Source organism: Natronorubrum tibetense GA33, from assembly GCF_000383975.1.
Lineage (GTDB): Archaea > Halobacteriota > Halobacteria > Halobacteriales > Natrialbaceae > Natronorubrum > Natronorubrum tibetense.
In genome coordinates this window covers 3,368,836-3,394,807 of the sequence record NZ_KB913017.1, presented here as the reverse complement: position 1 = coordinate 3,394,807, position 25,972 = coordinate 3,368,836, and the positions used below count along the sequence as shown (strand labels likewise).

16 protein-coding genes are annotated in these 25,972 nt (G+C 55.8%); 9 read left to right on the top strand and 7 right to left on the bottom strand.

Translation table 11 applies throughout. The features are described 5' to 3' along the window. The first annotated feature begins 4 nt into the window (after nt 1-4). Together NATTI_RS0117345 and NATTI_RS25540 are read left to right on the top strand one after the other, a co-directional pair. Entirely contained in the window at nt 5-1,594 is a 1,590-nt protein-coding gene (locus NATTI_RS0117345) for a right-handed parallel beta-helix repeat-containing protein (RefSeq protein ID WP_006090844.1), read from the top strand. 135 nt (nt 1,595-1,729) lie between these two features. Further along, complete coding sequence (locus tag NATTI_RS25540; RefSeq protein WP_006090843.1) at nt 1,730-1,909, top strand: hypothetical protein; 180 nt, start codon at nt 1,730-1,732, stop codon at nt 1,907-1,909. Nucleotides 1,910-1,986: 77 nt separating this feature from the next. On the opposite strand, the gene NATTI_RS27065 is transcribed toward NATTI_RS25540, so the two are convergent. Together NATTI_RS27065 and NATTI_RS0117330 are read right to left on the bottom strand one after the other, a co-directional pair. Then, nucleotides 1,987-2,235: a hypothetical protein gene (locus NATTI_RS27065; RefSeq protein WP_241434346.1), complete on the bottom strand. Its 249-nt coding sequence runs from the start codon at nt 2,233-2,235 to the stop codon at nt 1,987-1,989. A gap of 568 nt (nt 2,236-2,803) precedes the next feature. Next, entirely contained in the window at nt 2,804-3,328 is a 525-nt protein-coding gene (locus tag NATTI_RS0117330) for a hypothetical protein (RefSeq protein WP_006090841.1), read from the bottom strand. Nucleotides 3,329-3,666: 338 nt separating this feature from the next. Between NATTI_RS0117330 and NATTI_RS27345 the strand changes: the two genes are divergently transcribed. The 5 genes from NATTI_RS27345 to NATTI_RS0117290 all read left to right on the top strand — a co-directional run bounded on the left by NATTI_RS27345 (nt 3,667) and on the right by NATTI_RS0117290 (nt 10,699). Then, nucleotides 3,667-3,801: a hypothetical protein gene (locus NATTI_RS27345; protein WP_019991997.1), complete on the top strand. Its 135-nt coding sequence runs from the start codon at nt 3,667-3,669 to the stop codon at nt 3,799-3,801. Nucleotides 3,802-4,581: 780 nt separating this feature from the next. Next, the gene (locus NATTI_RS26815) at nt 4,582-4,941 is read left to right on the top strand and encodes a hypothetical protein (protein ID WP_006090839.1); all 360 of its coding nucleotides are present in this window, start codon (nt 4,582-4,584) and stop codon (nt 4,939-4,941) included. Between the two features lie 30 nt (nt 4,942-4,971). After that, the gene (locus tag NATTI_RS26810) at nt 4,972-5,529 is read left to right on the top strand and encodes a DUF4268 domain-containing protein (protein WP_338045770.1); all 558 of its coding nucleotides are present in this window, start codon (nt 4,972-4,974) and stop codon (nt 5,527-5,529) included. A 360-nt stretch (nt 5,530-5,889) separates the two neighbouring features. After that, a complete protein-coding gene (locus tag NATTI_RS0117295; RefSeq protein ID WP_006090838.1) occupies nt 5,890-8,163 on the top strand; it encodes a phospholipase D-like domain-containing protein in 2,274 nt (757 codons plus the stop codon). A 277-nt stretch (nt 8,164-8,440) separates the two neighbouring features. Beyond that, nucleotides 8,441-10,699, top strand: a complete 2,259-nt coding sequence (locus NATTI_RS0117290; RefSeq protein WP_006090837.1) for a PAS domain-containing protein — start codon at nt 8,441-8,443, stop codon at nt 10,697-10,699. A gap of 498 nt (nt 10,700-11,197) precedes the next feature. Here the strand turns inward: NATTI_RS0117290 and NATTI_RS0117285 are convergent, their stop codons facing one another. The 5 genes from NATTI_RS0117285 to NATTI_RS0117265 all read right to left on the bottom strand — a co-directional run bounded on the left by NATTI_RS0117285 (nt 11,198) and on the right by NATTI_RS0117265 (nt 22,470). Next, complete coding sequence (locus NATTI_RS0117285; RefSeq protein ID WP_006090836.1) at nt 11,198-14,653, bottom strand: ATP-dependent helicase; 3,456 nt, start codon at nt 14,651-14,653, stop codon at nt 11,198-11,200. Further along, on the bottom strand, nt 14,650-15,558 hold the full coding sequence (locus tag NATTI_RS0117280; RefSeq protein ID WP_006090835.1) for a RecB family exonuclease: 909 nt from the start codon (nt 15,556-15,558) through the stop codon (nt 14,650-14,652). The genes NATTI_RS0117285 and NATTI_RS0117280 overlap by 4 nt, the downstream gene beginning before the upstream one ends. After that, entirely contained in the window at nt 15,555-17,612 is a 2,058-nt protein-coding gene (locus NATTI_RS0117275) for a PD-(D/E)XK nuclease family protein (protein WP_027119200.1), read from the bottom strand. The genes NATTI_RS0117280 and NATTI_RS0117275 overlap by 4 nt, the downstream gene beginning before the upstream one ends. Before the next feature lie 5 nt (nt 17,613-17,617). Further along, entirely contained in the window at nt 17,618-19,738 is a 2,121-nt protein-coding gene (locus NATTI_RS0117270) for a phospholipase D family protein (RefSeq protein WP_006090833.1), read from the bottom strand. 62 nt (nt 19,739-19,800) lie between these two features. After that, the gene (locus NATTI_RS0117265) at nt 19,801-22,470 is read right to left on the bottom strand and encodes a Piwi domain-containing protein (RefSeq protein ID WP_006090832.1); all 2,670 of its coding nucleotides are present in this window, start codon (nt 22,468-22,470) and stop codon (nt 19,801-19,803) included. Between the two features lie 255 nt (nt 22,471-22,725). Between NATTI_RS0117265 and NATTI_RS0117260 the strand changes: the two genes are divergently transcribed. Beyond that, nucleotides 22,726-24,405 (top strand): AAA family ATPase, encoded by a 1,680-nt coding sequence (locus NATTI_RS0117260; protein ID WP_006090831.1) that lies wholly within the window; start codon nt 22,726-22,728, stop codon nt 24,403-24,405. Nucleotides 24,406-24,500: 95 nt separating this feature from the next. After that, nucleotides 24,501-25,961: a PD-(D/E)XK nuclease family protein gene (locus NATTI_RS0117255; protein WP_244879983.1), complete on the top strand. Its 1,461-nt coding sequence runs from the start codon at nt 24,501-24,503 to the stop codon at nt 25,959-25,961. The last annotated feature ends 11 nt before the right edge of the window (nt 25,962-25,972 follow it).

Genomic DNA, 25,972 nt, shown 5'->3' with positions numbered 1-25,972 from the left:
AGACATGAAGCTCTCGCGACGGGCCGCGATTGTGGCCGGCGCTGCGGTGGCGACGCTCACAGCAGGCTGCCAGAGGCAAGAGACAACAGACGATGGTCCGAGCGACCCCGAAGATTCCGAAGACCCGGAACCGGAAGAAGACGAGGATATGACTGACGGAACTTCACATCACTTCAACGAGGACAATGAACTGACCTCGCCGATTCGGATTGACGATGGCGATGTGTCCGAGAAGATCGATCCGGAGACCGGAGATCGCATCATTAAGCATGAACCGAGCAGCGAGACGTGGGGTTGGAAGTCGGATGGAGCATTTGTCACGAATGCAGTAGAAACGGACCAGGTCAGTGTAGGTGAGCAAAACAACGTCAAGCGGGTCAACCTTGACGACGGGCCGGAGGCAGTCCAAGACGCTCTCAGTACTATTGGTTCCAACGGCGGCGGAATCGTCCGTACATACGGGTCAGGAACCTATATTTGGGACAAACCAGTCACAATTGATCACAACAATGTTGAACTATGGGGTCCGGGACCAGCGGCAACGATAACACAGGGAGATGAACACGACGAAATATATATTCTTGGCATCCAAGGTGAAGAAAATAATCGTATCGAGAACTGTGCAATTAGATATGTCCATGTTGAGGGGGGCAGGACAGAGAATATCGACGTTGATTTCGCAAACAATTCGGAGGTGACGCATTTCATTTCCGAGAATTCAGGAGACTCAGACGATGCATTCGCGGGCAACGGTGACGGCGTTGATACTGATTACTGCGACAATATCTATATCGGCCACGGAATCACACGAAATTGTCGGCAGAGCGGGATTCATGTGTCGATGGGAACAACCAACTCAACCGTTGAAAACGTGTGGTCGTTTGACGATGCCCACAACCCCGACGGTCCCGGATCGGGGATTGACTTTCGGGGCGATGGGGTAGCGAATAATACCGTAAAGGGCTGTAAGGTGTTCGACTCTGAAGACTTTGGAATTGCAGACCTAAGCGACGGCCCAAATAAAATCGTTGACTGCTTTATTGATGGTACCGGGCGGGATGGTTTCAGGATTCAAGAGCGTGGCGAAGCTCGTGGGATTATCTCACGAAACGCTGGACGCTACGGTTTTAACGTCGATGGGGCAGTGAATGGAAAAGCAAGCAACATTCATGTTATAGATCCTGATGATCATGGGGTTTGGATCGTTAACGCAGATGGTTTTTCACTTTCGCAATCTTCGTTTGCTGCGGGCGACTCAACTGGGGACGGAGTTAGGATCAGTTCGGATGATGTGGAACTGTGGAGTGTCGATTCCGAAGGATTTGGCTCCGACTTCACCTGTGCGGGAGACAGATGCAAATTCGACGGTGTGATTGATGGTGGTCCACTCGGAGGGGATGATTTGAGCGAGTCGTCCGGTGCTGAAGAAGGGAATACTGCACTCTCTGACGATTCGTCTGCTGGTGATTCATACGTTCTCGCAGTCTTCGATGGATCTAGCTGGAAATACTATGATAACACAGACATAATCGCCCCATCCTGCATACGTAGTTACCGAATCGCCTATTTCAGTTTCAGGTGTGGAACTAAATAAAGAAGCGGTACTACTATCTACTGTTAACGTAGCGTGTCATAAATTCATTCATATTCGACAGTTAGGGTATGCAGTGAGCATCAAGAAGTCTGTTGCTCAGTCACTCTTAATCCGATGAGAGGCAAATACACAGCTATGGATGATGCTGACGCAGAGAAAATCAAAATATACGAACAGTATAGAGATGGCGAAATAACAGAGACAGAGGTGCGAGAATTGTTAGGTGATGACGTCGTTGATTCGATAGAGAAAGAAGTGGAAGCCTTTGAAGCGGCCATGAAACGCGATACGAGTGTCTTCCTTAGTAATGAGTAGACGCTTGTACTGATCACCGTCCGAATCCATGAGAATCATTCTATAACAGATTCTAACGTGCAACTGGCCTGGTCGTGTTAATTGGTGTTTGCGTGTTCCGGGCCGAGTACGCGCGCCCAGAGATCCTGTTTGGATCGTTTGCCAGTCCCGTCCTCTTTGTCCTCGCGGGCAAGTCCAGCAGTCAACTGCAGCAACTTGAACAACTCCATTACTGCTTCTTGCCCCAACTCGAGTACATCCGGCCCCATGGCGACGTGATGAACGGGTCGTGGATCCTCGTAAAACGTATCGTACACGTCATCGGTGATCCACTTGAGATCCTGCATCGACTTCGGAACGTCACCAAGAATCTGAAGGCCGGAAAACCTGGCTGAACAACGCGAGCATCGTTCCTCAATGTAACCGATTTCACAGCAGGTTTGGACAGAGATCAGACCCTGAGCCACCTCCTGAAAGTCATGGTACGCCTCCGGGGCTATACCCTGTTCGAAGAGTTTTTCATGATCAATATCTCTGCACTGTACCGATTCGGAATCGTGTGTGTTTGTCATATTCGCAGACGGTTGTAGTCTACACGCTATTTAAAAAGTAAGCCCTCAGCTGCTATTATTAGCCGATCAAATCGCCATAATACAGCAAACAACCAAGATTATCCACTTCAGATTCCCCCACACCTGAATTTACATAACCGAGACTGGCAGAAAATAACTAGTGATGGCTCTAACCGACACCCAAAACAGTACCTAGCAGCAGAGCCACCCCCGAGTTTTACAGATTTCATTGATATTTCCCGATGAACGAATCGCCCAAAAATCCGTGCTGATATGAGAACGCGCGCGCCAGCACACCGATCGAGAGCAAAAACAATGGAATCCTTGAAATAGAGCAAGTACGTTATTGTCCATCGTAGTCTCCGGGAATTAGATTCTCAGGTTCGACGAGACTACCACTTTCAAGTGCGACGACAGGGTACTCCCAATCTCTTGCATAGTGGTGGACACGTCTGCTGTTATACACCGGTGATGGAAGTGTGAATAGAACTCCCTCCTCCTCTCGATAGTCCAATGAACACGACGGTGGTTCTGTCAGTGGTTCACCCACTGCCTTCCGATATGGCGGAAGTTCGTCTAACTCATGGTATTTATCATGGATTTGATCATCTTCGAGCATCCACCAGAGATTCGTGTCGACAGGCAGTAAGTATGCGCAAGAATACTCGTCGAGATCATTTTCAATTGCCGTCAGGGAGGGAGGGTCTGCTTCGACTCGGCCTGCAAATATCTCGACGCGCTCTTCAATAACCGTTCGCACAGCAATGGCGTCCCCTTCCTCGAGAGCGAGTACGTCCTCGAGCGTGACGGGATGTGTTTGATTCCTTGTACACTGGTCGCGGTCGTCGTCTGGTTGATTCCCTATCATCTATACCTTAGCTTTTTTCGTAGCTGCGGTCGCGGTCGATTCGTGGCACTTTGCGTCAATCGTCAGTAGGGATAGTACCGAAGATCGAGATCGTATAGCGAGACACTACTGTTCTCGTCGAAAAGCGCAGTTCCTGACTCACCATCGTTTGTCGCACTGTGATCGCCGCTACCTGCTGTGGATTCGTGGAGATCGATCAGCCGGTACACTGCTTCTCCAAACCAGCCACACTCGCAAGTTGCCCGTGCGTGTGCTCCATTATGCGGATCGAGTGACGGCTCGATCAGTTTCAAATCGTCACCGCACACTGGACATCGGTCATCGATTGCTGAGTAAGTATGACCACCGATCGCTCGGAGACGCTCCGTATCGAGGTCGTGTTCGATGAATACAGACTCGAGAGCGGTTTCGAGATCGTCGAGGAACTGCTCACGCTCTGTCTCGTCAGTCGGTACCGCTACCCCTTCGAGTAGGAGGGTCAATTGGCGTCCTGCCGCCGAATTTTCGTACCTCATATAACAGGTTGGTGGACTCCCTCACTTAATGACTTGCAAAAGGGGGACGCCCCGTAGCGCACCAAGTGAATCGTCTCAGGGTCAACTGGTTCGAGATGTCTTAGCGTCTCATCATCTCCTGCTGAACGGTTGACACCCCATGATTTACCTGTGTAGCGGCCCGCGGACACACAATGGCATCACCAGATATCCAGCAGTCGCTGTCGGCTATCGGATGTGATGCGTGCCAGTCTGCCGTCCAGTCTGGCAGCCAACAAGAGGTCTCATTTCTCCTCCTGGACCAGCTGACGATCCCTGTCCTCAGCTGTGACGACCACCTCGAGCAGTTTTCTTCGATCTGTGGATTGACATCGGAGGACACGGCTGACCTTCTCCATCATCGACCGGCCGGCGGATTGTCGTGTCCCAATTGCCGTCTCGCCCCGTACAATTCGCCGCATCCCTTGGTCCAAGTTCAAAACGGGGTCATCCTTCCGATGGCGTGTCCCGAACACCAGTCCGAACTCGTCCAACGGTTCCACACAGGAATACAGACCCAGCACCAGATGACAACTGGTCTCGACACCAACACTTCCCCGTGAGATCTGAAAATCCCGTTGAATCCGGCGCTACACTAGTGTAGTGACGGAATTACCGAGATCAGCTTTTACTCTGCCGGCTTAACGAGAGTTCTGACTCGGTACAGACGGCTGGTCATAGTCACATACGTTTTTAATACTCTGGTGAATCGTCTCGACTATGCCGGAATTGGAGTCTCTTGAGTCGCAGGAAGTACGTGACTATTGGACGGACGAGGCTCGGGATTTCACACCCTGGGTAGCTAACGAAATACGTTCTGAGGACGAATCCGAACTAGAAAACGCGCTTGGACTGGAGTTAGAGGTTATTAAAGAAGAGAAGAGTGTCGGCAGGTACAACGTCGATATCTTGGCTGAAGTCGTCAACGACAATCGGAATGTCGTTATCGAGAACCAACTCAACTCGTCCGATCATGATCATCTGGGGAAATCGATTGCGTACGCCTCAGGCGTTGATGCGGATATTATCGTCTGGATCGCCCCGCGATTCTATGACGAGCACCGCGACGCAATGCAGTGACTCAACGAGAACAGTCGTGAGGGAGTCGATCTGTTCGCTATCCGGTTAGAAGTCTGGAGAATTGGCGATTCAAAGCCGGCCGTTCGTCTCAATCCAGTCGTCGAACCGAGCGAATGGAAACAAAAAGCACAACGATCCGAAGGCGAGCTTACCGACACGAAACAACTTCAAGAAGAGTATTGGACGGAATTTCGGGACCGAATCGAGGAACGGGAGACTCAACTCAGTGCCCGCAAACCGTACCCGAGTTACTATCACAATCTCTCCATCGGCAAGTCAGGATTCGAACTCCAGTTCACAATTAACACGCGTGATGATGAACTCGGAGTCGGTCTCGTTATTCGGGATGATGCTGACGCGTATTCGCAGTTGGAAGAAGATCGTGATGAGATTGACCAACAATTTGATCAACAGGTCGCTTGGGATGAGCCCGAGGAGACTCGGTCAGGGAAGAAACGAAGCAGAATCGGGATTACAAAACACGGTGATGTTAGCGACGAAGAGCAATGGGACGCGTATCTCGACTGGATGGTCAAAAACGGCGAGCAGTTCTACGACGTGTTCTACGATCGGCTGCAGCAGCTTTGACCTCCCCTTCCGGCCCCGAGTTCGCCTCAGGATTTGCTTAGCCACCCTAGAGGACTCTGGCTCTCCCTCTCCCTTGTCACTGCCCCCATACTCCCTCGCCAATCCCTATAAGGGGACTCTTGTCTGACCTGGTTAAGATTTCCAACTGCCCTCGAATCACCTTCACCGAAGTCAGTTCCTTCTGACCGCGTCGGTTCGCGTTGCCGTTCGTCGTATGCTTCGCGCCATTCCTCAATGACTGGCCGGCTCCTAGCACCGTGCGGTGTGCGTCGCTGTCGAAGTATCTCCAAGTGTCGATAGCGTATGGTCCACTACCACGCCACGGCACGGTTTTATTCGTTTTAGACCGCTGCTATGTATATGGACGAACTGACGGCGAATGTCTCGTTTGACAGATTCGCAGATATGCCGGAGTTCTATGGATCCGGTGCTGCAAAATACCGCCTGGCGATGGTGAAAGACCGGGATGACTTTCTCGATCTGTTCGCAGGCGCTCGTCACGTAGACGCCGTGACGTACGCGGAGACACCCGAGCTGATGGTACAGATGCTAACCGAGTACGACATCGACTCACTCGACGTACTCATCGGGAACGCCGAAGACTATGCCGACCAGGTGAGCGAGGTGTCCACGGCCCGGTCGCTCGTTCGACTTCGACAGGACAACCGACTTACGATCCGATTGAAGAACCGAAAGACAGTCCACTCGAAGATTTACCGAATCGTCATGCCGGACGACACGGTGAAGCTTGTCCAAGGATCGGCCAACCTCTCACGAAACTCTTGGGAGTACCACACGAACCAGATCTCCGTCTTCACGACCGATGTCGGGACCGAACTGGACGAGGAGTTCGAGCGGTTCATTGACGAGTACCGCGAGGGGTACAGCGATCAGACGCTCCTCGAAGGACTTGTCGAAGCGTTAGAGGATGCCGATACGCCGGAAGAGCGGGAGAACCGCATCGAGTACTGGGTTGGTGCCGGGGACCTTGACGTGAGCGACACTGCTGCCCTGAATCAGGATGCCGTCGAGGACCTGAAAGATGTTGCCGATCAGGTCACTGCCGTCGTCGACGACCCAGAGGAGGCCGACGAGACAGTTGCGTTCGTCGAAGACCCCGAGAACGCCGATCGCAACGTCATCGAGCCGGACGAGCCAACGGACGATGAAAGCTCGAGCGTCGCTCCGGATGACGACGAATCACCGGACGTCGGACTCGTCGAATCGGATCACGAAACGGGGCTAACGGATGGGCTCGACCGTCCGCGGATTCGTGCACCCGACGAGAAGATACGGATGGGAACCAGCAAGGTGGACAAAGACACTGCTGACGAGTTCGGGGCTGGGCTCCGTGACCGTGGCGCGACCGTCGAAGACCACAGCATTACCGCGCCAATGAGCGCGTATAACAAGCAGGTCAAGGAATCGACAGCCATCCCAACGATGTCCATCCTTCCGGAGGCCGAACAGGTCGTGATCGGCGAGGATGACGAAATGATTCTTGTCGCCACCGGCGAGCCGACCCCCGAAGTCCTGGATCACTGCCTCGAAACAATCGAAGACTACATCGAGACGGTCGAGAACCACGGCCACACGCAATCCGAGACCGCAGTGATGGCGCAGATGTACGAAGCGTTCCTCTACGGGTTCTGGGCCCCGTTCGCCAACCAGTACGCCGCGGCGTTGTCGTCACCGTCCCGGACGCTGGACAACGTCCTGCAGCACCTCTACATCGAAGGGAAGAGTGACGCGGGGAAAGACAAGCTCACTGAGTACATCCTGCGACTCGTCTCCGACAACACGGTCATCTCCGGTGTAGACGCGGACGATGTCGGCGTCAAAGAGGTCCGCGGCGTCCGTGAGTGGGACACGTGTTTCCCGTACGCTATCATCGACGCGGAGAAGGAGAAGATTCAGCGGTGGAGCCCGATCCGAAACTACTGGGGCGACTGGACGCCCACCAGCGTCGATCAGCCGTGTCTCATCTTCACGACCAACGACGCGCTCCCGAAATCCGAGTTCCGGAACCGAATGAAAATCCTGAGCATGGATGTCTCCTTCCCCTCTAATCCGGAGGACCCGGGATTCCGCGAAGCACAAGAAGACCTTTCGGAGGTGCTGGAACGACAAAACCCGATCTTCAGTTACGTGGCTCGGCGAATGCTCACCGAGCAGCCGTGGACCGATGCGAACGGCACTATCGAAGACGTCCGTCGCATTGTCCGCGAATTCTACGACGAAGCCGGTCGAGAGCAACCCGAGTACTTCCCCGCTGATGAACCGGCTGAGAAGACGTACGACACGGGACGGTTGAAGTGGCAGCGAGATATCCAAGGCGGACGTGTCACGTTCGAGTCGGAGCCGAATGCCATTACGGCTGACTTCGACCGCGAAGAGTACGAGGTGTACGACTACGAGAAGCGTCTCCCGAAACGATTTATGTCCGAGAAATCATCCACCAGCGTCTATATCGGCGCACCTGAGGAATTCGCTGAGTGGATCGGGTACTCTGTCAACGACCTCCTGAACGGGGCGGCCGAAACCGGTACGGACATCGAGCAGTCAGCCACCACGGAAGACGCGTCGGATACCGACAAATCTGGTGGCTTCTTTTCTCGATTGCTTGGGGACTAGTCGTCACGATCGCCTGTCTGACTCTCGCGGGGTACTACACGAGATCCATCGCCTGCTCGTCATAGCGATACGCTGGTCGAACAACTTCGACGGATCGTACGTGTTGCCGCGGGACTACGCGTGGATGACTGAACAGAACCCCCACACAGAAGCAGACGTCATCGCCGCGGCCGCGAAATCAACCGTATCGGTAGTAGCGTCTGGATAGTGTCCGTATTAAGGCGCTGAAGAATGTGTTTTGAGAAAGAGCTTTGATAAGGGCATCATACACTCCTGTATGCATCTTCTCTGTGTCGATGACGACACGAATTTCTTGGATCTCACAACCACGTTTTTACAACGCAAACTCCCTGCGGCGACGATACATACTGCGACACGCGTCCACGACGCGCGGACACTCATTGAGACGGAACCGATTACGTGTATTGTGAGTGACTATGAGATGCCAGACCAGAATGGGCTTGAATTCTTAGACACGGTTCGTGAAACCCATCCGGAATTACCGTTTATTCTCTTTACAGGGAAAGGCTCAGAAGAGATCGCTAGCGAAGCCATCTCTGCCGGAGTAACCGATTACCTACAGAAACGCGGGACAGAACAGTACGACCGGCTTGCCACACGCATTCGTCACGCAGTTGCCGAGTACCAAACGGAACACGAACTGCGAGAACGAGTAAAAGAACTCACTACGATTCAAACGATCAGCGATCTGCTTAGCGATGGTGACGGTCAGTCGTCAGAAAAATTCCAGCAAATCGTTACGTATCTTCCACAGTCGCTGCAGTTCCCAGAAGCAGCAGTTGCTTCGCTCTCTATCGATGAGACAGAGTTCACCTCTCCGGAGTATGAACCACCAGTTCACCAACTCACAGTTCAGGACGTGACCACCGCTGGTAATGAACTCACACTCACGATCGGCTACACGACCGATTCTGTGTCTGAGACGGACAGCGATGTGTTTCTCTTCGAAGAACAGGAGCTGCTCACCACGATTCTACAGTTCGTCACGGCGTACCTTAACCGGCGACACGTCCTCTCAGACCTCCAGGAGGCAGACCGCCGTCTGAACCTCATCCTCAACAATACGACTGCAGTGATGTATCTGAAAGATACTGATGGCCGGTACGTGTTTGTGAATGCTGAATACGAGCGCTTGTTCAATGTAGACTCCGAAGAGCTCGTCGGCCAAGACGATGAGGCCATCCACCCACCGGACATGGCTGAAACTGTCCACGCAAACGATCGCCGTGTCCTTGAAACGGGCGAACCGGTTGAAGTTGAAGAACAAATCACGGTAGGCGGTGATGAGCGAACGTATCTCTCATTGAAAGTCCCTGCGCTGGATACTGCTGGTGAGGTAGAAGGCGTGTTCGGCGTGTCTACAGAGATAACCGAGCGCAAAGAACGAGAACGCCAACTCGAAGCACTCAACAGAGAGATGCCACGGTTATTGTCCGCTGAGACGGTTGAGGAAGTCGCTGAACGGGGGGTTGTCGCCGCTCGTGAGATCTTAGACCTACAGGCGAACGCGATTCATCTGTACGACGCGGAGAACGAAGAACTGGCCCCTATCGCGTACACTGATGCTGTTCTGGAGCTCATTGGTGACCCGCCGACGTTTCGTGACGAAGAGAGTATCGCGTGGCGGGTATTTGCGGATGAGAACGCGACAGCGATTGATGATACCCAGACTGACGCAGATATCTATAACCCGGAGTCACCGATCCGCAGCGAGTTGCACCTTCCACTGGGTGAGTACGGCATCTTGATGGCCGGGTCACCAACCACCTCGGAGTTCGATTCACAAGACGTAGCTATCGGCGAACTACTTGCCGCTCACCTCACTACTGCACTCTCTCAGGTCAACACCGAACAGGCGTTACGTGAGCGAGAAGCGGAGTTAGAAGCCCAAAACGAACGGCTTGAACAGTTCGCCAGTATGGTCTCACACGATCTCCGCAACCCGTTATCAATTGCGTCCGGGAGCCTCGAATTATATCAGGAAACCGGTAACGAATCACAACTCGAATCGATTGATATGTCCCTCACCCGTATTCAGGAACTCATCACTGATCTAACCGCACTCGCACGTCACGGGATGCCTGACGAAAACCACGAACCAGTGTCGGTGTCTGAGATTGCCCACGACGCCTGGGAATTCATCGACACGCGGTCAGCAACCCTGTCAACAGACCCGTGCACAGTGTCGGGCGATGCAAGTCAGCTCACGGCACTCTTCGAGAATCTGTTCCGGAATGCGGTCGGACACGGTGGCCCAGACGTGACTGTCCGGGTTGGTCCGCTTGACAACGGATTCTACGTCGAAGATACTGGTGACGGTATTCCCTCTGACGAACGTGACACTGTGTTTGATCATGGTTATACAACAGGCTACAGCGGAAGCGGTATCGGACTCACAATTGTCTCACGAATTGCCCAAGCTCACAACTGGGACGTTACCCTTACAGACAGCGAAGAAGACGGCGCACGGTTCGAGTTCCGAGCAACACGTTCAACTGAACCGACTGAGCAATAGAATCTCTGTGACTGCTGACAAGCAGTTACTTTCTCAGCAGACCGTTGCGCCCTCAAAAGCGTGATTCTCGCTCACAGCCAGATCACATTAATCGAGACTCTGAACGCCAGTCGAGTCCCCCTCCCCGAAATCAGCAGATTCGGACTGTGTCGGTTCACGTTGCCGTTCGTCGTATGCTTCGCGCCATTCCTCGATGACTGGCCGACTTCCAGCACCGTGTGGTGTGCGTCGCTGTCGAACCTGGATCAGTGCCGGCGTGTTCATTGCATCACCAGACACGACCGCTTGCCCTGGGGTTAAACCGGGGCAACTCTCGAAGCACGTCTTCACCAGCGGCCTCCACGGAGTTTTTGATTGCGTCCTGGTCACTCGGATTCTTGATCTGCATCGAAATCTGCGTTCCGCACTGCGACAGAACGTCTTGATCGATTTTCGACGGGCGTTGACTGATAATCCCGAGTCCGAATCCGAACTTGCGGCCTTCAGACGTAATCCTGACTACTCTTTGAACCCAGGCTCGACAGTGAACGAATCTGGTGCGCAGGGAAGTTGGTTGTGTTGACACCACTGACAGTGTTCGCCCGCAGTGTACTGACTGAACGAGAACTCCGCAATACGGTTCATCGACTCCGTTACGTCGTCCCTGATCGCTTCGAGGTCGTCACCGCTGAATGTTCGGGATTCGACTTTTGCGCCAATGTCACCGACATAAGCGTATCCCGCTCGTGATACAGGCTCATCGTACAGGTCACGACACGCTAACAGGTAGATTGGGAGTTGCTTATCATCTTGTAGGTCGCGGTGACGTTCGGTCGCCTTATAGTCGACGACGATCAGTTCGTCGTCAGGCGTGCGGTAGACAGCGTCGATATAGCCGACGAGTTCGTGACCATCGATATCAAGTTCGAACTCCCTCTCCGCGTCGATGATCTCGTAACTGGGGAGATCTAACTCAAAGTACCGGTCGATGCACTGTTTTGCCGCCGGGAGAGCGTCCTCAGAGCGGCGCTGAACGGCAAGTCGCTCGCAGATTTCGTACCATTCCTCACGGCATTCCACATCTTGATTCGCGGCTTGCTCTGCAGTGTCGTGGAACAACAACCCGATTGTACGTTGCGACACGCCATTCCCGGCGTCGCTTGTGGTCTCCTGGTAATCGGGGAAGGCGTTGACCACGTACTCCAAGTAGTGACTCCGCGGGCATTCTTCGTAGGCCGCTAGCGACGTGTAGCTGTGAGAGAGCGATGGCGACGGTGTCGACGGGCCAGTCAGCGACGCAACCTGAAGTGTCTCCCGCTCGGCTCTCGGTGAGAGATTCCCGCCGAGTGTGGCTGTTGCGAGATCTATCACGCGGTTACGCGCAGCTTCAACCGCGAGTTCCTCCCCATCATGCCTGACGGAACCACCAACGTCTCCGACAGTCTCGCTGGCCAGCGTGTTCGTCCAGTCTACTGCCTCGCCCGGGAGACACTCTTGGATGTCGGTCCAGAGCGGGAGATGTCCTCGATCTGGCTGCCATGGGATTCGAGATGGAAGAATTTCGTCAACCATCTCTGAAACCGAATCCTCGTCCGCAGCATCGTCGCCTTCCTCGCTACCGCCCTGCATGACGAGGATGTCCTCGGCACGCGTGATCCCGACGTGGAACACACGACGGGTCTCACGGGCATCACGCTCAACGAAGTCCTCGGCGAACGCTGCTTCCGCGCCATCCGAGAGGCTGGTTTCGAGGGCGTCGTACGTACGTGAGCTCGGTGCCCATTCATCAGCCGTGACTTGTGGGATAAGGACGACCGGGAAGTCCAGGCCCTTGCTTTTGTGGATGGTCATCACGTTGACCGCGTCGTCGGCGACGTCTGGCTGACTCGTGGGTGTGGTGCCACTCTCGTCGAACAGGGAGTCGTAGTGTTCGAGCGAGTCGATGAACTCCGGGGTGAGTGGTGGTTGGACGGCACTATCCCCGTACTGTTCGATGACGTCTTCAAGCTGGGCAAGGTCCCGGCGCTCCTGCTCGCTGAGATACCACTCGATGTTCGTGCGGTCCGTGAGTTCGCGGTACAGGTGGCTGAGCGACGCCGAATCACGGATATTGAGGAGTTCTGTGGCGTGCTCGCGGGCTTCTGCGACGCGGTCGGGCTCCTCGAACTCGTCGAGTGATGTCTCCTGAAGCGTATCCACGAGCAGGTCGTCGCCTGCATTGAGCGTGCGGAGGTCTGCGTCGCACAGCCGGTACCGCATCAGGAGGACGCGATTCCAACTCACCTCGTCTTCCGGCCGCGCAAGCGCCTTCAGGTAGGCAGTGACGGTTCCGACGCCGACTGATTCCGTGGCTAAATCGCCAGCAACCTGGTACGGGATGCCAGCGTCTTCGAATTCTTCGATGACAGGTGTCGCGTGGGCGTTCTTCCGAACGAGTAACGCGATGTCGCCTGGGTCGTATGTCTCATCGAGATTTTCTGCTGCACCGCTTAGTAAATTCTGTACGACGGTACGAAGTTGGGTTGCACCGTTCGAGTCGTCGTCTTCGTCCGGTAGTTCGACGGTAGCGACGGTGTCCCCGTTATACGCGGGTTCGTCGACGCGAGTGAGTGTTTTGTGCCGTTCACGGTGGTCGAGTTTCTGAATTGCCTCGTTCGCTAAGTTGAGAATCGGCTGTCGGGAGCGGAAGTTCTCCTCCAGTGGTTCGTCCATGAGCGCCGTGAACGCCTGATCGAGTTCGTCGGTGATGTTGGCGACGTTCGCGCCGCGCCATTCGTAGATCGCCTGATCGTCGTCCCCGACGACGAACAGATTATCGTCGGTGACAAGTGACGTAACGAGGTCGAACTGGAGGCGATCCGTGTCTTGGAACTCGTCGCAGAACACGTAGTCCCACCGCTCGGCGATTTCCTCGCCAACTGGAGAATCCATCAGCACAGCTGTCTCGACTACTAGGCCGTCGAAGTCGATGAGATTTCGGTCGTCCAGTTCTCGCTCGTATGCAGCGTACCCTGCGGTGAGGTCTCGGGCAGTAAGACAGTCGGAAACGAACGAGTCGAGATGGTCCGTGAGTTCGAGGTCCAGATCGTCCGGGATCCCTTTCGGGGCACCGCTTGCGTACCCTCCGAACAGGTACTTCGGGAGTTTGTACGCATTGTCTGGCAGGTCACGCTCGCCATCTTCGTGGGCCTCGAACGCGGTTTCAAGCGCATCACACAGGTCGACGAGCCGGTCGAGGAAGTCTCGGGCGCTGGCTTCGATCCCGTCCGTTCCCAATGCGTCGCGTTCCGCGGTGAGTTCATCGCGCACATCAGAAAGTGATTCAAGTACGCTTGACACGGAACGGCCGCCGAGATGGTCGCTGGCAATCGTTTCGATGCGCTCCGGAAGGTCGGCGAGATCGTAGACGCGGTCGGCAGGCCCGAGGAACGCGTCGATGTCGTCTGGGGAGATGCCGCTGCGCTTCATCGACCCGATGAAGTTGAGCAGCTTCGACGCGGCTCCGGACGCATATCCGTCGCTGCCGTACACGTTGGGTTTGACCGATCGGTACTCGATGTCGTCGAGAACATCCAGCACAATAGCGTACTTCTCGGCGTCCGTCGCAACCTCGAAGTCCGGGTCGATCCCAGCTTCGTAGGCGTAGTCGGTGAGGATCTCGTTACAGATCGAGTGGTACGTGTACGCGTCGATGTCGTACCCCGCTGTCCCGAGTTTCGCGTTAAGCTTCTCCCGCATCGAGTCCGCCGCGTTGTTCGTGAACGTTAACGCGAGAATCCGGTCCGGCGAGACGTCTTCATCGTCGATAAGATGCTCGATCTTCCGCACCATCGTGAACGTCTTGCCCGTTCCTGCGCCTGCGAGGACACGCATCGGGTATGCGTCCGAGTCGATAATCGACTCCTGTTGGGGTTCCGGTGAGAGATCTGCTTCCGGCACTGGAAACCAAGACGGGTACTCGGCCTCGTCGCTCATCGTTGCACCTCCGTGGACAGTCGGTCAGCACACATTTCTCGATAGTCGCAGTCCGGGCACGCCTCCTCAGTGATACGGTCGAGCTCGAGCAGGTCCGGCTCGTACGTCTCACCCGTGATGCCATCATGGGCGTCCCGGATGAGCGCCCATATCGTGTCGTAGTGGTCCTCGTAGATTTCCGTGGTTTCCCGAGGCCAGCCACGCGCGGACACGTCGTATCCGCTCGGGGTGCTCTCGAACGACGTGCTGTTGAGGATCCCGTAGAAACTGAACCGGATCTTCATCCCATCCTCATAGAACGGTTCGTTCTTCACGCCTTCGACGTATGTCGCGGTCTGGAACGCGTTCCGGACCCGCTTCGGTTCGTGGGCTTCCCCGTCGAGATGGTCGCCAAGATACTCGGCCGTCCCCGACGAAAGAACCCCGTCCGTGTTCCGCTTGTAGTCGAAAATGTGCAGCCCGTCGTCACTCCGGACGACGTTGTCAGCTTTCCCATGGAGTTCTCGACCATCCACTTCGCACTCCACCCAACATTCCGTAGCGACCGAGTAGCGAGCGTGCTCGATCCCGTCACCGCCGTCCGGATCGAAGAACGACGCGATGGCAGCGCGGTTCTCAGTTCGCTGGTACTCCTGATGCGCGGCAGATTCGTAGTCATCCGGAGTACTGTGTTCGTCCCACTTCGCATCGAAGACCTGCATCGCCCGGTTGTGTATCGTCTCCGGGTCGTCACCGCGGTCAGTCGCATCACACACGTCCTCGATAGTCTCGTGGTAGATCGTTCCTTGGTTGAGATACAGTTCTGTACGGTCCGGCGCGTTCACGTCTTGAGCGTAGCGGTAGTCGTACAGGCGCGGACACGTCGCGTAGTTCGCTAACCGCGACGGGGAGAGCGACGAACTCATCGCCGCACCTCCCCGTTAGCGAATTCGACACGTGCACGCAACGCTTCCCGGAGATCGTCCCCTCGGGAGCCACTTTGTTCGAGTAGGTCCTGAATTTCTCCGAGTTCCGCTTCGACCTCGTCAAGCGACACCGTCACGTTCTGACTGTTCGCGCGGCGCACCTCCGCGAGCGCGTTGTCAACCCGCGACAGCAGGTACTGCTCCGCCGCTTGCTCACTCGTAATGTGTGGCTCATCGGCTTCAGTCACCCACGGAAGATCCTCATACGCCGCTGTGAGGAACCTCGACGCCTGCACACGCTCTTCGAGCGCCATGTCTTCGTACTCGTAGAGACAACAGTATAGCCGCTCCGCCGCCGCACCCGCACCGACAGCCAACCGTCGCCGCGCGTGCTCCGTATGGTACTGCACGAACGGTCGTCCCGACGCTGTCGACGCCGTCGGGAACGTCGCATCCACATCCGATCCCTCGAGTTCCGTAACACCAGGATAGTCCGGCATCGACGCGACTCGCTCGCTCGGGAACAACCGTGTCTGGAACGGGTCACCTGGGTACTCACTGTCAACGAGATTCACGAGGAACACAGCGCGAAAGGACTCGTTCTTAATCGCTTGCAAGTGATCGACGCGGACGCCACCGCTGAGGTCCGTCGCGCTCGTCTGATTCTGCTGTGGTGCATACTCGTGAGCACGTTCGAGCATCTCCTTGAAGGACTCCCACGTCGCATCCACGAACTCGGTCTCTTCGAGGAATTCGGCCATCCGGAACGCCCGCCGGACGTTCCCGAACTGCGCCCGTGCATCCAACGGGGCCGCCCGCTCCGCGATCCGCTCTTTTAACCCGGAGTCCGTCGCCCACCAGCGAATCGCGTCTTCGAGGCTGTCATTCTCGCTGACACGGTCTATGCGCTCTGTATCGAGTTCCGGACCGTGGTTGGGTACATCATCGTCATCGCCGGCGAGATACTGAACGACAGCGAGAAGCTCCCGAATCGCGGGGTCGTCACCAAACCCGGTGACGGTTGTCGATTCCGCTGGAATCCCAGTGCCTTCGAGTGCCTCGATAATGTCTGTAACAGCACTGCCGCTTTGCTTCGTGGCAACAGCGATGTCGTCGTATCCCCAGTCCGGCTGCGCGACGAGCTCTTCAATCTCGTTCGTAATCTCGGCAAGTTGTTCGTCACTAGAGTCTGTAGCGAGAACAGAGACCGACCCAGCTCCCGGATCTTTCGGGACCGTTTCCTCGGCGAAATAGGCCGCCGTCGCAGCGGGTCGCGTCGACGGTGTCCCCGATGCCCCACGTCGAGACTCTCTGAACGAGACGTAGTCCGTGACTGGCCCTGTCTCGACCCACGTCCGGCGCACACTCGCGTTCTCTTCGGCGACACAGACGAGGTCGCAGTCTCCCGCGAGCGCGTCGAGATACGCGCGGTCAAGCGGGAAGAACTCCTCAAACTCGACTGCAAGCACCGCATCGAAATCGACGACATCGTCGCGGGCATCCCCACTGAGGACATCGAGCGCTTCTGAAATGAGGTGCCCGCGCTCCATGTGCCCGTGATCGGCGAGCCACTCGTGGAACGCGTCGAGCGCAGCCATGATGTCACGGAGTTCTGGAGTTTCCTCAGGTGTGACCGTCTGCCAGGAGATCGTGCCCATCACGGCATCCACATCCTCGATAAACGACGGCTGCACAGATGCCCGTTGGAGGTACTCGGTTTCCCATTCGTAGTCTGCGAGGAACCGATACAGGAGTTCACGCCGCAGCGCGTCGGAGAGAATGACGCAGTCATCGGTCTGGTTGAGGACATCGGTTGCGTGCACCACCGGCGACGTCACGTACGGCGTCGCCGCGCCCGGCAGTTCCTCACCTAACGCCTCACGGAACGTGTCCGCACTCGTCGGCGCACCTGTAATGACGAGTACATCCTCAGAATCGTGCTCGTCGAGAAGCATTCGGTATTCGTCTCGTGCTGCCCGTTCGATGTTTTCGCCCCCAAACGGTACTGTGACTAACGTCCCGTCGAACCGCCGGTGAGATGGGTGATCAGACATGTCTATTACCCTCGGACGAGCCGCGTGACCCGAGACAGAACACCGGTGTCGTCAGCGGCTGTCTCGGTGTCGCGTCGTGCATTTTCGATGATACTGGGCTCATCAATCCAATTCTGGAACCTGTTTGCGCTTTCAAATTGAACCGCCGGTCCGTAAATACCCGCCCGAATATGGGCTGGCGTGGCTTTCTGGAACTCCCAGCATTGTTGCTGGTCCAGATGTGCCGAGAAATCAGCAACAATCCGCCCGTTGTCCTTGAAATCAAGTTCACACAGCCTGTCGGACAGCGCACTGATCCACTTCCGACGCCCCGGATCGTGTTCCTGTTCGGCGGGCTTCTCCAGCGGCACGTATTCCGGCGGTTCTTTCTCGGCATATGCGTACAGCTCCGCAAACACGTCCCGAGCATCCGCGAGCCGATCCGACTGGTCTGGCAGCGAGATATCCCGCTGCAAGAACAGGTGGGCAAACCACGGGAACAAATTACAGCTGTCTGCCTGTCCCGCGATCTGCGCGGCTGCTTCGCGTTCGTCCTTCTTCAGTTCGGAGAAGTTGACGTTGAAATCCAGCGTCTTCATCCGAGTGCGGAGTTCGGATTTCGGCTTCGTCGAGTCGTTCGAGGAGAAAATGAACGTCGGCATCTGGATAGAACCGTCCCACTTCCCCTCCCAGTATGACTTGATGATGTCCCGGTCGATCTTCGACTTCGCCACGTCGTCAACGATGTACGGGAAAACGGTGTCCGACGCACGAGCGCGCTCGATGTTGTTTTTGACGAAGTCGTCCCCGGTCGTGACCTCCTGTACGTACCCGTTCGAGATGAGCCGCGCCCCGAACCGCAGGAACATGCCTTTCCCGCTGTCGTTGTCACCGTGGAGGAACAGGAACGGTAGATCCTTGTCCAGTTCTGCGGACTCGTATTCGGCGTAGTGATGGGCACAGTAGTTGGCGAACGGAGCCCAGCAGAAGTAGATAATTCCCTCGTAGAAATGTGCCCGCGTCTCCTTTGGCGTTCGCGTTTCACCGAACTCGCCGACAGTTTCGATGTACTGCTCGATCAGGTCAAGTGCGTTAGCGACTTCCTGCGGATCGTCCGGCAGTGATGCCGTTAGTTCAAGGACGGAGTCGTCAACCCGCAATCCAACATTTTTCTCGTCTCTATCGACGTTGAGGTCAGGATACCCAGTGAAGGTCTCTTTGTAACGTGCGATACCGGCGGGTGTCGCCACGATTTCACCGTCGTTGATCCGGATGTTATTGGCAGACAGCGTGTCGTCCAGATTCGAGATAGCGTCTTCGAGTCCCTGTGGGGAGAGACGGACGCGCTTGTCCGGGCTGATTTCGGTCGGATCCGTGTCCGTATCTTCAGCGGCGAACACAGCTTTCTCTGCTTCTTCGGCGTCGGTGACGACGTTGTACGTATTGACCTGGTCGTCGTCAACTGCTTCGTCGAGCCGTGCGTTCAGCTCGGCGACCGGGTCGTCACTGAACTCGTCGCCACCCAGCCAGATATCGTAGATCTTCGCCTCCTCTTCTGCGGTTTCGGCGTCCTCGATCTCCTCGGTCAGATCCTCCATGAACGGCGTCGCGTAGTCCTTGTGGAACGCGTAGAGCCGTTCGAACCACTCGTCGACGGGCGTGCCTCCATCGGTACGCCAGGCGATGTTGACGTTGGTTTGCTTGCTCCCCTGCCAGGCCTGCTTGGAGAGATTCGCGGACCCACAGATGAGAGTACGTGACCCGTCCTGGTTCTCGACAATGTAGAGTTTCGTGTGAAGTAGGACGCGTGCGGAATCGACGGTGTGGATAAGAAGGTCGCCGTCCCGCCGAAGTGATTCTAGTTGCGCGGCGATTTTCTTTGCGTTGTTCGTGTTTTTTAGCGAGCGTCGGTAGTCGTCGTGCTGGTTGTCCCCGACGATGACCTCTAGCGAGTCCACTTCGAGGTCTTGGTTCTGAAAAATCTTGTAGATGAACGCGGGGGACTGACTGTACGTGACGCAGTAGACGTGCTGGGCGTCCCCGAAGTAGTTCAGGAAGCTATCCCATGATTTGTCGGCAGCCATCTCTAGTTCGGCGGTGCTGCCGTCGTCGAACTCGACTGTTGCTTCGAATCCTGTCTTGGTCATGCGAGGGTCACCGGTGTGTTGACGGGTACGTGGGTGGTTGCGCGGGCTGTTACGGTGCAGGGTCAGATGTACGGGACGCCGCGGATGACGCTGCCTTTGGTGAGGTAGCCCTTCATGGCGAAGTCGGCGCACTTGTCGGCGTAGTACGTGGTGATGGGGAGCCGGGTGGACCGGCTCAGCGAACCGACGTGTGCTTCCGACAGCCAGTAAGTTTGCTCCGCGAGCGTGTCAAGATCTGTCGACCCGTGGCGTTTCACGATCTGCAACGGCCGCGGCGTGCCCGGGCTGCCCTCCCTTCCGCCGGTCGTGGTCAGGTAGGAGTGGTCGCCGTTGTGGACGTGGAAGGCAATCCCTTTGTCTGCGATATCGAACCGCGATTCCGATTCGTCGTATGCGGCGATGCGGGGATTCCCGGATTTCCGGATCTCGACAAGGTCGAACCGTTGGATGAGATCGCGGGCTTTGTCGAGACGCTTGACGAGGTTCTCGACATCAAGATAGAACTTCCCGTCACGATGAATGACTACGTGCCGTGGTGGCCGGCCTTCCTCTTCGGCGAAAATTTCCAAGACGTGTTTGATGACGTTCGCAACGTCATCCTCATCGAACGTCTCACCCGCCTGCTTCGTGACGGCCTCCGACGCGAGGATCGTTCCGTCGGCCATGATGACGTTCGCAGCCGCGCCGAGGTGTTGCTTGGTCGCATGGTCGTAGGTCACGTCAAGCCCGACGAACGCGTCAACGTCTCCAGGGACGTCGTCGATACGCCACGGCACACCACCCGCTTTCCCAATGAGGGACGAGCAGATGTTCCCGCGGTAGTTGTCGTTGCCGAGATTGTCGACAGAGATCATCTGACTCGGGACTCCGAGTTGTCCGAGTCGACGCTTAAACTCGGGATACGGGTCGTCGTAGTCGGCTGCCGCAGCCTTGTCTGCATCCGGCACGACGATCAGCGCCGCATCGTAGTCACTCGCTTTCTGCGCATGCTGAGAGTAGTGGAACTCCGAGCCGAGTTCGTAGGTCTCCTGATCGAATACCGTTGGACCCGCATCGTAGTCTGCGAGCTTGTTGAGCAGCGAGAGTACGTACGGCCGTGCGTCGTCTTCTTCATCTTCCGGGTACAGCGCGATGATATCGAACGATTCAGGAGCTTTGTATATGCCATATCCCTTCCGTTCCAGCCCACCGGCCCCATAGAACCCTGTCTTCCCATCGCCGAACCGCAGGTTCGGGGTGTTTGGTGTCTTGTGCTCCCGGTATCCTGCGTTCGTGGGTTGCGGGACGGGGTCGAAGCTAAAGTACGGTGTCGGGCCGAGTAGGTCTACGAACGATGTGACGACACTGAATCGTTCCTCAGGTTCCATCCGGCTCTCATTATGGATGACATCCAGGAACGTGTCATCGACACTGCCCAACTGGTCGAACGTCGGGATGACCTTACAGTATTCCAAGAGCTGCGGGAAGATCGAGTCCTCGTCGCTCCCGTACTGCAGATCAGCGATGATTGGGTCACCGGCCTGCATTGAGTTGATGACGTCCTGCTCGACGTGCTGCTCGTGGTACTCCGACATCGGAACGCCCGGTCCGTCCAGCACATCGTCGTAGTCCATATCGATGACCTCCTTGACCGTTGCCGTGCGAGCACTGTCGTACAGGTCCGTGTCGTGTTCGACGGTCACCTCGGCAATGTCGTGTCCGCGTTGTACCCAGTCGGCGGCGGAGAACGTCGATTCCAAGTGATATGCGACGTTCACACCGCAAATCACAGTCCCGTCAGCATCGACGCGAATCCGACACTTGTACTTTCGATAGGCTTCGAACAATCCACTGTTCGCGGTTCGCTGCGGGGTGGGCTCGATAATCGAATCAATACCTGACACCTCGAAGCGGCCAGCAACAGCTCGTTTCACGTCTTGCTTGACGAACTCTTGGAGCGGTCCGTCGTCCGTGTACGAACGCGCTTCTAGCGTCGTCTCGCCCTGATGTACCGGCTTGACCGTGTACCCGTGAATCGAAATTTTACCGTGGAGTTTCTCGGTTGCGTAGATACGCCGCCGGGACGCATCAGCTGTTGTGACTGGGCTGTTGATCCGTGACTGGTAGTAGTTCGCCGCTTTCGCTGTGAACCCCTCAATCCCGTTCGTGAAGTCGTCTGGGTTGATCCCGCCGCTCCCGGTTGCGCGGAGTTCATATTCGTGGACGGTGAGTTCCGGTAGGTCCCCGAGTTCGAACTGCAGCAGATAGTTCCCTTCCGACAACGGCTGTTGGTGTAACAGTTCACCGCCACCATCTGCCGTTGGCCGTGGTTCGCTCGTCACCTCACTCTCTCGAGCGGACTCCGACTCAGCGCTTTGATCTGCCTCCGTTGAAGATCCACTATCACCACTCTCGGAGGACTGCGTAGCCGATGTGTTCTCCGCCCCGCCGTTCTCGGCTGCAGCAGGTGGCTCGTCGAGCGGGGTGACGATCAGGTCATATCCCGGGTTGAGTTGCATCTCACCGCGATACTCGTTCCCGACCACGTTCTCCAGTACGTACCAGCGCTCGTCATCCCACTCGAAATCCGCGATCTCATTATTGTGGAATACGGTCAGCTCCACTGGCGTCCCTTCGACGTCCTCCAACTGGACTTTCCGAGCGATGGCGTCGTGATCCCACTCGTCAGTCCCTGTGACGCGCAGTGAGATATCGATCTGTTTCCCATCCTCAATGTCGGTCTTCACTGCCATTACACCGGCCAACGAACCCCCATAATAAATAGGTTTCCACTAGGCACATCTAAAACACGGAAAGTGAGCTTTAGGGCAATTCCAATACAATAACCTCTCTACAAACGGTTTGGGGACGCTGCGAAGATAGCACCGGACAACGACGAGGTCATAAATCTCCCACACATACCACGGCGAACAGAGAGTTTCTAATAGGGTCGAGATAGGGACATCAGGATGCACGAATATTTGTACTAGCCTAGAATAATCACCCCTATGATCGGGACAGGGAGCGCAGAAGAGTTCATTGACGACGCCGAACACCACAACCAGTGGTGGAGTGACGGCACTTCCCCAGAACTATCACACGCCACAGACCTTACCCCTCGCTCTGATTTCCACCGGGTCCTCAAGAGAACAAACATCCACTATACTGACGATGTCGAGAGTCTCGTCTACGCAATCCACGGACAAACCGGGATCGGCAAGACAACCCTTCTCCACCAACTCGTCGCAGCTCTCCTCGACACAACTGAATTCCCACGGCAAAACCAAGACCTTGAACTCACCTCCGCACTCTCCCCCAGACAAATCCTCTATCTCCCCTTAGAAGATTCTCTGTATCAGCTGGAGCGCCCAGGTAACGACATCAAACGCCTCAACCAAGTCATCGACTACTTCCAGACGCACGTCGCACCCCGCCAAGGACAGAAATTCATCCTTCTCGACGACGTCCAAGCCCTTGACTTCGATGAGAACCGCAAAGCAGAGTTACTCGATCTCATCGACGAAAATACGTACGTATTCCTAACCGGCAACGTCCGCGCACAGGTCAACCACTCCACCGTCGAAACCGCCGACACCGTCGATGAATTCGAAGGTCCATGGCCTATCCTCCCGATGAAATTCATCGATACCGTCCAAACCGGCGAAGGACTAGGTGTCGAATTCAATGAGGCATTCCGAACGCGACTCGAACAATTCCAATCACCCGACTTAGACGGCCCATCACCGATCAAAACAATTCGGACTGGGCTTTCCGGAACGAATTCAGAGACCAGTCTCGACACAGCTGTTGAGACACTCTCGGAACTCTGCTTCGAAATTTTTGATGAGGACGAACGAAATAACCTCCACGACGCAGCGCGCGCATACCTCAGAACAGGCGGCACACTCCACCAAACAGACGACGCTTCGATCCGGAACGACCTCTCAAAATCTCACTTCCTCCTTTTCCTCTACAAAGAACTCGCCAAGTACCGGTCCATCCAACAACCTGAAAACCTCCACCGACTCAGTTCCATCGCCGCCACCAACGCCGGTGAAGAACTCCAGTACACTGATCTCAGCGACCAAGTCGGCGTCGACAGGCGGACCGTCGACAACTACCTCGATGTCCTCGATGAAGGCATCGCCGTCACTGAATCCCACGACTACTCTCTGCGCCGCTACCGCCGCACACGCTTGTACCTCCGCAACCCACGCCACCTCGTCCTCCTCTCCCAACGACAGGAACACCACGGCTTCGAGGCGTATGAACAGGAAGACACACTCAACCACGAATTCGAATACAAACTCGCTCGCACCGTCGCCTTCGACCACGCCAAACGATTAGCATATCAAGTCGATGCATACGATGTCGAATACACAGAGACAGACTCTGGGCTAGTCGATTACATCCTCCACCACAAGGGACACGTCCTCCCCTTCATCCTCTCCTACCACCCACACACTGGCAACGCCGAAACAATCGCCGAAGAATTCGATCCCGAATCCGGCCAGCACACCGAATCCGGCAGCGAGGAGCTACAGGAGTTAGACTATCAGGCACCGTACCGGTTCATCGTTACCGACAGCTTGCCAAAGGAAGTCAGAAAGGACGAATCCCTGGTCATCGAGAAAGACGAGACCAGTATCTGCTATCTCCCCTTCTGGTTGTTCTTACTGATCTGCTGAGAAATCCTTTACCGTCTATGTCGGCGGCCTGTTCCGTGCTCCGAGTCGTTCCCCCATGGCCCTCTTAGAAGATGTATTCGTTCCAGCCTCGAAGTTTGTCGCCAAAGCGTCTATACTCCCGCGCTGAGTTATTCGGAGATGATGGTATGACTGAGACAGATGACTTGCGGCGGGAATTGAAGACGCTTACACGCCGGTGGGAGCAACTCACCGCGGTTCCCGAGACGCCTCGATCACTGATGGACGTGATCGAATACTCGTTAGGAACGCAACGGAAGGCCGAGGTGTACATCAACCGGCTCTTCGCATACTTCCTCGACCCGGAGCAGCCACACCGGATGAACTCGGAATTTCTCCGCGCATTTCTCAATGGCCTACCCGATACGTGTGGATTCGAGGAGGATATCCACGATCTCTCGGATGTCGTCGTCGACGATCAAGTACGGCTCACTGAGCAAGTCGACGGAGAAACAGTGTCGTCAGGATTCGTCGACCTGGCAGTTCAAGTCCCCAACGAATGGTTCCTTCTGGTCGAACTCAAATTCTCTGCTGAAGACACTCAGACGGAGTTCTACCGACAGGATGTTACACACATCGACGGTGTTCCGAAGGACGACTACGAGTCTGGTGCATACTATCTCTATCTGCATCAAGAGGACCGACCAGACGCGAACGACCCAGAATTCAATAACTGGACGTGGACAGCCTTCGTCGAAACCGTCCTGACCGACTTTATCGTCGATAACGCACCACGATACCCACAACGAACAGTCGTACAGCTCCACGAATTCGCTGACGATATTCGATCAATCACAGGTATGTCAGACCCCACCGACAACGTTGACGAGAAGATCGAACTGTATCTCGACCACTACGAGGCCATCGCTGACGTGACGGCTACATTCGAGAACCAGTGGGAGACGTTCTCTCATAACTGGCCCTCTCATCTTTCTGATCGTCTCGTAACCGCCGATCAAGGATCGATCCGCTCGGAGAGCGACTACCACGTACTGTTCGAGTGTGCGAACGACGCTGTCGGGGACTGGTGGTTCCGCTCAACGAGTTCCGATTGGGGGATGATATTCAAACACGGCTGGTGGCGACACACCGATGACCTCACAGACATTCTCCACGGCCGGCCGGATGATCGAAACGACGCCCGAATCGGGTTCCACCATCGCCTCGAAAACGACCGTGAGCATGCACTCCGAGACAACACGCTTACGCTCTACTTCCGGAACATGGGAGCCAACGATCAATCGTTCATAGATGCTGTGTCTGAGCACTTCGATGCGCGAGCCGATGCTATCGAAGCAGCGCTGCCGGAAACTGCCAGTCTCACCGGTAATAAACGGAATATGATATCGGCAAAGTACAACATCCTCCCCGACGAACACGAGGACTTCTTCGCGGCCTATGTCACTGCACTCGAGCGAGGGTTCTCTGACCTAGTCGTCGAGAATCCAGAATTGATCACCATCCTTGACAATATCTATACCGACGCCGTCGCAGAGGTCTACGGCAGCCAGATCACCATGAGGCCCAAACAAAACTGAGTTCGAAGCCC